Source organism: Corynebacterium sp. KPL1818, from assembly GCF_000478135.1.
GTDB classification, from domain to species: domain Bacteria; phylum Actinomycetota; class Actinomycetes; order Mycobacteriales; family Mycobacteriaceae; genus Corynebacterium; species Corynebacterium accolens.
The window spans coordinates 230,569-242,971 of the sequence record NZ_KI515760.1; the positions used below are offsets into that span (position 1 = coordinate 230,569).

Genomic DNA, 12,403 nt, shown 5'->3' on the forward strand with positions numbered 1-12,403 from the left:
CATGCTGTCCTGGATTGTGCTCATCGTGGTGCTCATTGCGTTCATTGTGATCGGAACGTGGCTGTGGGGTTCGATTTTTGGGCCCGGGACCGTGATGGACCCGCCCGATGAGCCGCAGAAGGTGCTGGAAAATAACCGTGTCGCCGCAGCTCAAGGCCGTTTTGAGGATGTGCAATTCGAGGTCGTCCCGCGCGGGTACCGCCAGGATCAGGTTGATGATCTGCTCGCGCAGCTGGAGCAGGAATTGGAGGCCGCGCGGAAAAGCGGGCAAAAAGAGACTAAGCTGGAAAGAAACGAAGAAAGTTAAGGAGCCCTACTATGGCAGCAATGAAGCCACGTACCACTGGCGGCGAAATGGAAGCGGTGGTGGAATCCCGCAAGATCGTCATGCGCATCCCATCCGACGGCGGCGGGCGCATCGTTATCGAGCTGAACAAAGAAGAGGCCGCGGAGCTCGGTTCTTTGTTAACCGAGGTTTCTAGCTAGTCTGGATACATGCTTTCTCATATCGTCGACATTCTGGCCGATCCATCCGACGGCACGGCGCTTTCCGGCGCCGATGATTTTTCCCGCCTCGTTTCGGAGTCCGGCCATTCCTTTGATGTGGCCAAGCAAGGGTATGTGACCTTAGCGGCCGGTGCCGGCCTCAAGCACAAAGGCGATGACATGGACATGGTCAACGCCCGCGAAGCGTACCTAGCCACCGGCCATTTCGCGCCCTTCGTCGAGTCTGTGACCGGCGCGGTGCAAGACGCGCTCGATGCCAGCTCGCTGTCTGCCTCTACGCCCGCCTCGCTCCTCGAGGTCGGCGCCGGAACCGGCTACTATCTGGCCCACACGCTTGACTCCATCGACGGCGCGCGCGGCGTCGGCCTCGATATTTCTCCGCACGCGGCCAAGCACCTGGCCAAGTGCCACCCACGCGTGGGTGCCGTGGTTGCCGATGTCTGGCAGCAACTTCCCATCCGCGATGAATCCATCGATGCCATTTCCGTGGTCTTCGCCCCGCGCAACCCATCCGAATTCCAGCGCGTCCTCGCCCCCGGCGGCCAGGTCATCGTCCTGACCCCGGGTGCGGGGCACCTCGATGAGCTGCGCGAACCCCTCGGCATCCTCGGCGTAGAAGAGGGCAAGGTCGAGCGCATGTATGAGCAGGCGGAAGGCTACCTCGAGCAAGCGGCCGACCCCGTCGATATTTCCTTTCCCATTCACCTGGATAAAGCGGCCATCGCCGCACAGGTAGGAATGAGCCCGTCCGCCCGCCACATCAGCGCCGATGAGCTTGCCGAGCGCATGGCCGCCCTTCCTCCCACGCTGACGGTCACCGCCCGCGCCCGCCTAGACCGCCTCCGTGCCGTTTCTTAATCGCACACCTGCCTCGCGGCAACCTGTACCGCCCTTCGCGCTCACCAGCAGCGCGCGGGCGGTTCTTTTTCGCTTCCGGTGAGCGCGAAGGACGGGTGTGGAATCGGCCAGTCACCGTTGCCTCCCTTGGCGCTCACGGGGAGCTGCTTGCCGATGTCTCGACGCCTCACCCGTGAGCGCGAAGGGCTGGTGGCATCGGCAGGGCGGTGGCTGACGGAAAACGAGGATGCAGAATGCGGCTAAAGACGGCATCATTTGACCCGTGCGGTCGGTCCTGGGGTCAGATGGAAGGAATACCCGCCTTTCGCGCTCACGGCAAGCACATTCTGATGGCCGGAGTCGCTCGCCGGTGAGCGCGAAGGGCGGGGGTGGAATAGGCCAATCACCGTTGCCTCCCTTGGCGCTCACGGGGCGCTGCTTGCCGATGTTGCGACGCCTCGCCGGTGAGCGCGAAGGGCGGGGTGGCGACAGGCTGGGGCCGAAGGGCGGGTGGCGAGGGTCGGGGGGCAGAAAGGCGGGTGGCCGGGTAGGAGGGCTGCAGTATTAGAGCTTGGAGCCGGAGCGCTGCCAGTCTTGTTCGATGACTGCTTCGCCGGTGGTTTCGACATCCATGCCGGAGCAGCCGCCGTCGAAGTACACGCGGGAGGCCATGGCGATGAGGCCGCCGTCGACGAAGACCTCCACCGTGGAGCCGTCTTGGATGATGGTGAGGGTGTCGGAGTCGCCATCGGCAAGCGTGGCGGTGGCGGGAGCGGAATCGGCGAAGAAGTGATCGAAGGCCTTGTTCATGGAACGATCGAGGCTGATTTCCTCGCCGGAGTGGCAGATGGAGGCGGCGAGGTCGCCGTTGCCATCGCGAAGGGTGATGGTGACGCTGGAGCCGGTGGGAACCTCCATGACGCCGGTCCAGGAGCGCGCGTAATCCGAAAGCTTGACCGCTTCGGGCAGGCCGGTGGCCGGTGCCTGGTACAGGACGCCGCCCTCGAGCGTGACCTGGCGCGGCAGGGAGAGGGCATTCGACCAGCCCTCGGCATCCCAGGAGGCGTGCTGGGTGGCGTCGTCGCCGCGGCCGTTGCCGTTGAGCAGGCCGAGGATGACGGCGCGCTCGTAGCGGCTTTCTTCAGGAATCGTGCCTGCGGTGGCATTGGTATTGCGCGGGCGGGAGAAATCGTGGCCGAAGTCCACGCGGCGGAAACCGGAGACCACCGTGAAGGTGGTGTCTTCCAGCTGGCCCACGAGGTAGCCGGAGACATCGCGGCCGTCGCGCTCGAGGGTGACAAAGAGTACGTCGTAGATCTCTTCGTCGACTTCATCGCGCAGGCGCACGATGCGCGGGGAAACCACCGGAGGAATAGGGGAATTGGCAGGCACTTCGCCGTCGAGGAAGCCCGGGTCACCTTCGAAGGTAAGGCCGCCGCGCAGGGACCACGAGATGCCGTCGTGGCTTTCTAGAATGACTGGCTGCGGGGTGTCGGTGCGGCCAGAAAGTGCCAGCATGAGCCAGCCCTTGTGGCCGTCCTCGCGGTCATCGGTGGCCCAATCGGGAACAACGGAAGGCGAGCGGAACCGGGTGTGGTCGGTGGTATTGCCAGCCACCTCGCCAAAGCGCACGACGTTGGGGTCGAGGGCCGAGGAGTCATCGGAGACCTCGCAGACATCGTCGATGCCGGAATAGCGCGCGAGGCGAATGGAGGTGCCGGTCGCGGTCACGGAGGTGAAATAGAGGTTGATAGCGTCCTCACCTTGGGCCACGGAACCCGCGCGGAGGGCGAGCTCGCCGCCGACGGGCGCGAGGACGTCATCGCAGTCCAGCCAGTTAAACGGAGCTTCCTCCGAGTACGTGTGCCCCCAGCGAGCCGGGGCATCGGGAGTGGGGCGGTACTGGTAGAACATGTGCCACGTATCGCCATCGCGAAGGACGCCGGCGGGCGCGTCTAGGATGCCGGCATCGGGGATGAAGTGGAGTTCGGGGCGGTGAGTCGTCACGGCATTCCTCTCTTAAATCAGGTGCGGGTTACAAGCTTGGGTTGGGGTGGCAGCCACGCCGGGGAGGAAACTCGTTGACCTGCCACGCGGTGCTTTCGCGAACTTTTTGGGGCAGTGTCCGGCTGTCATGTACACCCAGAATACGGATATCTTTTAGCGCGTGCAGGGGCCCTTGCTTGCCGATGCCCCCTTAAAGCTTCGTCACCAATGTCAGCCCCGAACCCAGTGGGAGCCGGGTCACGGTGGCGCCCTCGAGCTCGCGGAGGTATTCATCGGCCTCGCGCGCGGCGGCGGTATCGCGGTCGGTGCGGGAGGTGTCGGCGACGGTGCCATCGAGAAGCGCATTGGCAAGCACCAGCGTGCCGTGTTGGTGCAGCAGGGGCCAGGCCGCCTTGATGAGGGCGGGGAGGTCGAGGGCGGCGACGTCCGCGTAAATGACCTGGTAGGCCTCAGTAGCCAGGCGCCCGAGCACGTCGAGGGGGCGCGAGGGAAGGAAGCGGCCGCGGGTGGGGGCGTAGCCGGCCTCGCGGAAGGCGGCCTTGGCGCTGCGCTGGTGCTCGGCTTCTGGGTCGATGCACGTGAGGATGCCGTTATCCGGCATGCCCGCGAACAGGTAGAGACCCACGACGGAGGCGGCGGGGGTAATCGCCACGGCCTGGGGGCGGTCTACCACACCGGAAGACGTCGCCGTCAGCGTGGTGAGAAGCTGGCCGGTGGATTCATCCGGGACGGGCAGGCCGTATTCCTCGGCGTGGTTGCGGGCGCCGCGGAGAGCCGCCGAAGGCTCACTGGTGGAATCGATATAGGAGCGCAGTGCGTCATATGCGGTAGTAGTCACGAATAAAACAATAGGTAAAGTTGCGCGCAAGGGTGGCAAAAACGCGCCTAGCCAGCGAAATTGTGGTCTGTGGGAAGTATGTGACGGACTCACAGGATATTATCAGCGCAGTGGCTGGAGTTTCCGCGCCGAGTATAGAAAAATGACACCCATGACAGAAACGAAGCGCGATGCCGAGTCCGTTGCCTCCACCGATCCGAACGTGGGGTTGACCGGTACCGCGGCGTTCGATGCTGGGGAAGCCACGATGCCTTCGTGGGCCGAATTGGTGGCAGAGCACGCCGATGGCGTGTACCGCTTGGCCTACCGTTTATCCGGTGACCAGCAGGATGCCGAGGATCTCACCCAAGAGACCTTCATGCGTGTCTTCCGCTCCTTGGATAAGTACCAACCGGGTACCTTTGGCGGCTGGCTGCACCGCATCACCACGAACCTCTTTTTGGATATGGTGCGTCACCGTTCCAAGATCCGTATGGAGTCCCTGCCTGAGGATTACGAGCGGGTGCCGGGGACGGATATGACCCCGGAGCAGGCCTATACCGTGGCCAACTTGGACCCCGTGCTGCAGTCCGCGCTGGATAGCTTGGCGCCGGATTTCCGCGTTGCCGTGGTTCTGTGTGATATCGAAGGCATGAGCTATGACGAAATCGCCGAAACCCTTGGCGTGAAAATGGGCACGGTGCGCTCGCGCATCCACCGCGGCCGCTCCCAACTGCGCGCGGCGCTGGAAAAAGAGGCACAGACCAATGCGGAAGCGCGCATCTTGCTGCGCACGCGCTAGAATCGAATCATTACCTCCCCTGCCACGCGGCAGGGGGACTTCAGTGTGAGTAATCCGTCTGTGGAATGAACGTGAGGAGGGTGTCGATGGACTCAGTGCGAGGACGCCGCACCCTCTCCGGGCTCAGCGTGCGGGGAGAGTTCACCCCCGCGCAGGCGAAGGCTCGGGATAAGGCAAAGGCGCGGGCGCGGCGCAGCGATTCCATCGGCCACCTTGGCCCAGAGGCCGTCGTCGCCTTCGTAGACGGGGAGATGGAGCCCAAAGCCATGCACCGCGTGCGCATCCATCTAGTCCACTGCGCGGAGTGCCGCGCCGACGTGCACCACCAGCGTCACGCCTCCGAGTGGGTGCGTCACTGCAGCGATGATTCCGCGGTGAAGGCCCCGCAGTCCTTATTGGCCAAGCTGGCGGGAATGGCTACGGAGGGTGTGGCCCCGGGCCCCGATGCGTCGACCCCGGCGCACCGGCCGGAGCAGGATTTCCTGGATAAAGTCGAGACGGTGGTACGCGCGATTAAACACAATCAGCGCGGGCAGAACTAAACGGAGGGCGAGGATTTAACCGTGTTTTCTTCCATTGGCTGGCCCGAGATTATTGTCATTGTCCTCCTCGGCATCGTCATCATCGGCCCGGAGCGCATGCCGGAGGTCATCAAGGACGTGCGCGCGGCCATCTACGCCGCCCGCAAGGCCATCAATAACGCGAAGGCTGAGCTCAACGGTGAGATGGGGTCCATCTCCGCGGAATTCGACGATATCCGCGGCCCGCTCAACCAAGCAGCGCAGTGGACGCGGCTAGGCCCCAAGGGTGCTATTACCAAGGCGCTTTTCGATGGCGATGATTCCGCCTGGGACGACTTCAACCCCAAGAAGATGGCCGAAGACATCAAATCCGGCACCGCGCCGAAAGAGCCCGAACAGCGCGCGCAGGACAACAATGGCCCCGCCCGGCCCAGCTTTAACTACGCCGAGGTATACGGCGACACCACCCAGCAGCCGGCGCAGCGGCCGCCCCAGCAACAACAAAAGCCGCAGCGCGGTGGGGAAGATTCCACCGGCGGCGGCTCTGAGTGGAGCGACGTTACCTAATACAACGCGCTCTTAGTTCACGCCCAGGTTGAGGCTCTTGCCCACGAGGGAATCGGAGCGAATGGCGAGCTTATCAGCAACCGCCCTGATTTCCTTGGCGGCAGGGGAGTCGGGTGCCTCGAGCACGATGGGCGTGCCGGCATCGCTATTCGAGCGCAGGGCCGGATCCAGCGGCACGGAGGCCAGCAGCGGAACCTCGTGGCCCAGGATGACGCCGAGGCGGTCTGCGACGATTTGGCCGCCGCCTTCACCAAAGACGTCCATGGTGGAGCCATCCGGCATGACCATGGCGCTCATGTTCTCAATCACGCCGGCCACGCGTTGGCGCGTTTGTTGGGAGATGGATCCGGCGCGCTCGGCCACCTCGGCTGCGGCGGCCTGCGGCGTGGTGACGATGAGCAGCTCCGCATTCGGGATGAGCTGCGCAACGGACAGCGCCACATCGCCGGTACCCGGAGGCAGGTCGAGGAGGAGGACATCGAGATCGCCCCAGAAGACGTCCGCCAAGAACTGCTGCAGCGCGCGGTGGAGCATGGGCCCGCGCCAGACGACGGGCGCGTTACCCTCCACAAACTGCCCAATCGAGATGTGCTTAATGCCGTGAGAGATGGGCGGCAGCAGCATTTCATCATCAAGCACGGTGGGGCCATCGGTCGAGCCGAGCAGGCTGGGCACGGAGTGGCCGTAAATATCGGCATCGACAATGCCCACCTTCAGGCCCTTATCCGCCAGCGCTGCGGCCAGGTTGACGGTCATCGAGGACTTGCCGACGCCACCCTTTCCCGACGCCACCGCAAAGACACGGGTCGTCGAATCGGGCTTCGCAAAAGGAATCTCGGGCTCGGCCTGGCCGCCGCGCAGCTTCTGTTTCAGCTCGCGGCGCTGCTCATCGCTCATCGCGTCCATGGTCACGGTAACCTTGCCAACGCCGTCGATATCCTCGACCGCGGCGCGGGTATTGGTCTCGATGGTGGACTTCATGGGGCAGCCCGCGATGGTCAGGTAGATGCCAACGGTGACATCGTTTCCTTCGATATCGACCGATTTCACCATATTCAGTTCGGTGATGGGGCGGCCGATTTCTGGATCCTGTACGTGGGAAAGAGCCTCGCGTACGGCTGATTCGGTAATAGAGCTAGACATAACTCTTGCCATCTTAGTCACGGCGCTACCTCAGGTAAACACGCCCGCGCGGTAGACTCAGCGAGAAGCCACTGCATTTAGTGAAGGAGAACGTCTAACACCATGCGCATGTTCGCCCGTCCTGCCCTTGCCTGTGCAGGCGCTGTACTCAGCGCCACGTTGCTGGCAGGGTGCGCTGACCACGTTGTTACCGAGCCCTCCGCAGAGGCTAGTGACCGCAAGTCCGTAGACATCGTGGTCGACCCAGATGACACCGACCAAGTGGTGCTGGGCGAGATTTACCGCCAAACGCTCGCGCGGGCAGGGCGCGAGGCCACCGTGCTCAAAGAGGACAAATACCAGTCCCACGGAGACAAAGGCCGCAGCCTCAATCCAGAAGGCAACTTCTATGTTGGCTGTACGGGCGATTTCCTTAACTTTCTAAACCCCAGCGAGGCCCGCGACATCTCGCAAGATTATAAGAAGGCCGAAGAAGACACTCAGCCTGGCGGGGAAGACTTCCTCGCCCGCACCCATATTGCGTTGATGTCCTCTCTGCCCACGGATCTTGCCACCGTAGAGCCCTCCGGAGCCTACGGTTGCGAGGACGCGGAGCCGGAACTGCCCGAAAACTTCGTGGTGGTTTATCAGAAGGGGCTTTTCGACCGTGAGGAAGAAATCGCCTTTGCTTCCCTCACCAAGTTCATCACGCAAAAAGACCTCTCCGACTTAGCCGAAGACGCCGAGGAAAAGGGCAGCGTGGAAAAGGCCGTCCGCGAATGGATGCAATCCTCAGGCGGCGACATCGTAGACGGCGAGGGCGATTCCGCGTCCACCGGCGGTTCCGACCTGACGAGCTCCTAGCCCGCGCTTCAATCACGCCTCACCCCGGCGCGCCCCTTGGCACCTACACTCGCCCTTCGCGCTCACCGGCAGCCGGCCTTCGGCGTGCGATCGCCTCTCCCCGTGACCGCGAGGGGTGGGTGAATTCGAGGCTGAGTACGGTACCCTCCCTTCGCGCTCACGGGCGTTGCTCGCCGACGCCCCAACTCTTTCCCGGTGAGCGCGAGGGGCAGGTAGTGCGGCGAGCGGACGTCGTGGCCTGGCCGAACCTGGGCTGCGATACCTGCACCGCGCCCTTCGCGCTCACCGGCAGCTGACCTTCAGCGTGCGATTGCCCTCCCCGTGAGCGGCAAGGGCGGGTGGCTTCGCGCCTAGCTGCCGTATTCTCCCTTGGCACTCACGGGCGTTGCTCGCCGACGCCCCAACTCTTTCCCGGTGAGCGCGAAGGGCGGGTAGGCGTCTGGCGGAAGGCGAAGACGCATGAAAATGCCCCAGTGAGGAAATAACCTCACTGGGGCATTTAGCGCCGCAGCGCGCTAGGTGCCTTTTCGGCGGTTACACGTGGTTAAACGTCGAAGGCCTCTTCAAGCAGGTTCTTCTGCTCAATCTGGTGTACCTTGGCGTTACCCGTAGCCGTAGAGGACTGGGCGCGGCGGGAGACGCGGACCATTTCCGGCATATCCGGAATGAGGTCGCGCAGGTGCTCGTTGTAGAACGGCCATGGGCCCTGGTTGGCGGGCTCGTCCTGTACGAACCGGACCTGGGTGGCGTTCGGGTACATCTCGAATGCCTCGCTCAGGCGGTTGAACGGAATCGGGTGGAGCATTTCCACGCGGACGATGGCGATGTCATCGCGGCCGTCGGCCTCGCGCTTCTTCTCCAGGTCCCAGTAGAGCTTGCCGGAGACCAGCATGATGGTCTTGACCTTGTCCGTGTCGCCGACCTTCTTGTTGTTGACGTCCACGAAGTGGGGGTCATTGATAACGGAGCGGAACTTCTTGACCTCGGTGAACTCCTCAACGGAGGAGGTGGCGGCCTTGTTACGCAGCATGGACTTCGGGGTGAAGACGACCAGCGGGCGCTTCATCTCGCCCAAAGCCTGACGGCGCAGCAGGTGGAAGTGGTTAGCCGGGGTGGACGGCTGAGCCACGGTCATGGAACCTTCCGCACACAGCTGCAGGTAGCGCTCGATGCGGGCGGAGGAGTGGTCCGGGCCCTGGCCTTCGTAGCCGTGCGGCAGGAGGAGAACCAGGCTGGACAACTGGCCCCACTTGGCCTCACCGGAAGAGAGGTACTCATCGATGATGGTCTGGGCACCGTTGGCGAAGTCACCGAACTGAGCCTCCCATGCCACAAGGGCGTCGGGGTTACCCACGGTGTAGCCGTATTCGAAGCCCATGCCGGCGAACTCGGTCAGCGCGGAGTTATAGACCATGAACTTGCCGCCATTGTCCTTGGACACTGCCAGGGAGTTGAGCGGGTTGTATTCGTTGCTATTGCGGGGGTCGAAGGTCACGGCGTGGCGCTGGGTAAAGGTACCGCGGCGGGAATCCTCGCCGGCCAGGCGCACGACTTTGCCCTGGTTAGCCAGGGAACCGAAGGCGAGCAGCTCGCCCCAGCCCCAGTCGATGCCGCCTTCGCGGACAGACTTCGCACGGTCCTTGGCCACCTTGGCCACGCGCTTGTGGTACTCGAAGTCCTCGGGTGGGTTGCCGTAGGCATCGCCAAGCTCGGCCATCTCTTCTGCGGTGATGGAGGTATCCAGGCCGCGGGTGAGCTCCTGCGAGGAGGTAATACCGGTCTGTTCCTTGGGGCCAGCCTTCTCGGCTTCCTTGTGCTCGGTGAACACGGACTCCATCTGGTCGTGGAAGTCGCGTGCGGCTGCCTCGGCGTCCTCGGCAGACAGGTCGCCACGGCCGATGAGCTCGTTGGTGTAGTGCTCGCGCACCGGCTCGTGGTTCTCGATGACCGAGTACAGCTGCGGCTGGGTCATGGATGGGTCATCGGCCTCGTTGTGGCCGCGCAGGCGGTAGACCACGAGGTCAATGAAGACGTCCTTGCCAAACTGGCGGCGGTATTCGGCGGCCATCTGGCCTACCCAGACAACGGCCTCTGGGTCATCACCATTGACGTGGAAGACCGGGCAGTCAAAGCCCTTGGCCAGGTCGGTGACGTAGTGGGTGGAACGGCCGGAATCCGGGGTGGTGGTAAAGCCCACCTGGTTGTTGACCACGATGTGGACGGTACCGCCGTTGGTAAAGCCGCGCAGCTGGGACAGGTTGATGGTCTCCTGCACAACGCCGAGGCCGGTGAAGGATGCATCGCCGTGGAGCATGACGGGGACCACGGAGTAGCCGTCCTTGCCCTTGTCCAAGATGTCTTGCTTGGCGCGGGCGATGCCCTCCATGACTGGGTCGACGGCCTCGAGGTGCGACGGGTTGGCGGCAAGGGTGACCTTGATTTCGCCATCGCCGAACATCTGCAGGTGCTCGCCCTCGGAACCCAAGTGGTACTTCACGTCACCGGAGCCGCCGAGCTGGCCGCCCTTGTAGTTGCCGTCGAACTCGCCGAAGATATCTGCCAGCGGCTTGCCGACGATATTGAACAGCACGTTCAAGCGGCCGCGGTGCGGCATGCCCATGACGACCTCGTCGAGGCCCTGGCCCGCAGCGGTGTCGATGATGGAATCCAGCAGCGGGATGAGGGTCTCAGCACCCTCGAGGGAGAAGCGCTTTTGGCCCACGTACTTGGTTTGCAGGAAGTTCTCGAATGCCTCGGCGGCGTTGACCTTCTGCAGGATGTACTTCTGCTCGGCGTTGGTCGGCTTTGGCATGCCGGCCTCGAGGCGGTCCTGCATCCAGCTGCGCTCGTCGCGGTCCAGGATGTGGGTGTATTCGGAACCGACCTTCAGGGTATAAGCAGCGCGCAGGCGGGAGAGTACCTCGCGCAAGGTCATCTGTTCCTTGCCGCCAAAGCCACCGACGTTGAAGACGCGGTCTAGATCCCAGATGGTCAGGCCGTGCGTAGCGATGTCGAGGTCGCGGTGATCCGGGCTAGGCAGGCCAGGCTGGGACCAGCCGAGGGGGTTGACATCGGCAAGCAAGTGCCCGCGGGAGCGGTAGGACTCGATGAGCTGCATGACGCGGGTGTTCTTGTCCACGCCGGAGTTGGGGATGTCCTGTGCCCAACGGAAGGGCTCATAAGGAACGCCCATGGACTCGAAGAGCTCGTCCCAGAAGGCATCATCAACAATGAGCTGGCCGATGGTGCGCAGGAACTCGCCAGACTCTGCACCCTGGATAACGCGGTGGTCATAGGTGGAGGTCAGCGTAACCAGACGGCCGACGCCCAAGTCAGCCAGGCGGTCAGCGGAGGCGCCAGCGAATTCTGCCGGGTAATCCATGGAACCAACGCCGATAATGGAGCCTGCGCCCTTGGTCAGGCGGGCAATGGAGTGGCGGGTGCCGATGCCGCCCGGGTTGGTCAGGTTAATGGTGACCCCGGAGAAGTCATCCATAGTGAGCTTGTTCTTACGGGAACGGGTAACGATGTCCTCGTAAGCCTCAATGAACTCAGCGAAGGACTTGGTCTCGCACTCCTTGATGGCGGCGACCACGAGGGCGCGGGAGCCGTCCTTCTGCGGGAGGTCAATGGCCAGGCCCAAGTTGATGTGCTCAGGCTGGACGACGAAGGGCTTGCCGTCCTTTTCCTCGTAGCGCACGTTCATACCAGGGTGCAGCTGCACGGCCTTGACCATGGCGTAGCCAATAATATGGGTAAAGGAGATCTTGCCACCGCGGGTGCGCTTCAGGTGGTCATTGATCATGGAACGGTTTTCCCACATGAGCTTGACCGGCATATCGCGCACGGTGGTAGCGGTAGGAATCTCGAGGGATTCTTCCATGTTCTTAGCAATCGCCTTGAACATGCCCTTGAGCTGGCGCTCGTCGCCGCCCTTATAATCTTCTAGGTTATCCAGCGGAGACTGTGCATTCTTGCCCGCAGAATGCTTAGCCTTCGCGGACTTTTCCTTGGCCTTAGATACAGACTCTTTCACGTTGGTATCGCGCGCCTCTTGCTTGCGGGCGGTGGTAGTGCCTTCGGTCTTCTTGGCCGAGGACTTAGACTCTGCCTGCGCCTTCTGTGGCTGTGGCTTAGATGCTTGAGAAGGAGCCTCAGCTTCTGGCTGCGCCTTGGGCGCGCCGTTTGCTTCGAAATAGTCGCGCCACTCCTTGTCTACGGAGCTAGGATCCTTGGAGTACTGCTGGAACTGCTCGTCTATCAGCCACGCATTCGGGCCGAAGATGCTCGATGTGCTCACGGCAGGTATTCGCCTCATTTCTCTGCTTTAAAATGGTCGTTTATTCGACTTTAGTTCGG

11 protein-coding genes are annotated in these 12,403 nt (G+C 62.9%); 7 read left to right on the plus strand and 4 right to left on the minus strand.

Annotated features, from left to right (window positions below):
- Position 1: 1 nt before the first annotated feature.
- Genes HMPREF1261_RS10670 through HMPREF1261_RS10675 form a run of 3 tightly spaced genes read left to right on the plus strand, consistent with a single transcriptional unit; the run spans position 2 to position 1,365 of the window.
- Positions 2 to 307, plus strand: coding sequence for a DivIVA domain-containing protein (locus HMPREF1261_RS10670; protein WP_023030947.1), 306 nt, complete (start codon positions 2 to 4; stop codon positions 305 to 307).
- 11 nt (positions 308 to 318) lie between these two features.
- A complete protein-coding gene (locus HMPREF1261_RS12565; RefSeq protein ID WP_005280113.1) occupies positions 319 to 486 on the plus strand; it encodes a DUF3117 domain-containing protein in 168 nt (55 codons plus the stop codon).
- 9 nt (positions 487 to 495) lie between these two features.
- Positions 496 to 1,365 (plus strand): methyltransferase domain-containing protein, encoded by an 870-nt coding sequence (locus HMPREF1261_RS10675; protein WP_023028629.1) that lies wholly within the window; start codon positions 496 to 498, stop codon positions 1,363 to 1,365.
- 543 nt (positions 1,366 to 1,908) lie between these two features.
- Here HMPREF1261_RS10675 and HMPREF1261_RS10680 read toward each other — a convergent pair.
- Together HMPREF1261_RS10680 and HMPREF1261_RS10685 are read right to left on the minus strand one after the other, a co-directional pair.
- Positions 1,909 to 3,351 (minus strand): GH32 C-terminal domain-containing protein, encoded by a 1,443-nt coding sequence (locus HMPREF1261_RS10680; RefSeq protein ID WP_023030948.1) that lies wholly within the window; start codon positions 3,349 to 3,351, stop codon positions 1,909 to 1,911.
- A gap of 190 nt (positions 3,352 to 3,541) precedes the next feature.
- Positions 3,542 to 4,189 (minus strand): O-methyltransferase, encoded by a 648-nt coding sequence (locus tag HMPREF1261_RS10685; protein ID WP_023030949.1) that lies wholly within the window; start codon positions 4,187 to 4,189, stop codon positions 3,542 to 3,544.
- Between the two features lie 151 nt (positions 4,190 to 4,340).
- Here HMPREF1261_RS10685 and sigE point away from each other — a divergent pair, with 151 nt between their 5' ends.
- From sigE to HMPREF1261_RS10700, 3 genes are all read left to right on the plus strand, one after another.
- Entirely contained in the window at positions 4,341 to 4,970 is a 630-nt protein-coding gene (gene sigE / locus HMPREF1261_RS10690; protein WP_051142546.1) for an RNA polymerase sigma factor SigE, read from the plus strand.
- A 65-nt stretch (positions 4,971 to 5,035) separates the two neighbouring features.
- Positions 5,036 to 5,512, plus strand: a complete 477-nt coding sequence (locus tag HMPREF1261_RS10695) for an anti-sigma factor (RefSeq protein ID WP_005282266.1) — start codon at positions 5,036 to 5,038, stop codon at positions 5,510 to 5,512.
- Between the two features lie 21 nt (positions 5,513 to 5,533).
- Entirely contained in the window at positions 5,534 to 6,058 is a 525-nt protein-coding gene (locus HMPREF1261_RS10700; RefSeq protein ID WP_005282270.1) for a twin-arginine translocase TatA/TatE family subunit, read from the plus strand.
- A 12-nt stretch (positions 6,059 to 6,070) separates the two neighbouring features.
- On the opposite strand, the gene HMPREF1261_RS10705 is transcribed toward HMPREF1261_RS10700, so the two are convergent.
- Positions 6,071 to 7,201 (minus strand): Mrp/NBP35 family ATP-binding protein, encoded by a 1,131-nt coding sequence (locus tag HMPREF1261_RS10705; protein WP_005282272.1) that lies wholly within the window; start codon positions 7,199 to 7,201, stop codon positions 6,071 to 6,073.
- A gap of 102 nt (positions 7,202 to 7,303) precedes the next feature.
- Between HMPREF1261_RS10705 and HMPREF1261_RS10710 the strand changes: the two genes are divergently transcribed.
- Positions 7,304 to 8,044, plus strand: a complete 741-nt coding sequence (locus HMPREF1261_RS10710; RefSeq protein ID WP_023030953.1) for a hypothetical protein — start codon at positions 7,304 to 7,306, stop codon at positions 8,042 to 8,044.
- Positions 8,045 to 8,588: 544 nt separating this feature from the next.
- Here the strand turns inward: HMPREF1261_RS10710 and HMPREF1261_RS10715 are convergent.
- Entirely contained in the window at positions 8,589 to 12,362 is a 3,774-nt protein-coding gene (locus tag HMPREF1261_RS10715) for a multifunctional oxoglutarate decarboxylase/oxoglutarate dehydrogenase thiamine pyrophosphate-binding subunit/dihydrolipoyllysine-residue succinyltransferase subunit (RefSeq protein WP_034658367.1), read from the minus strand.
- Positions 12,363 to 12,403: the final 41 nt, after the last annotated feature.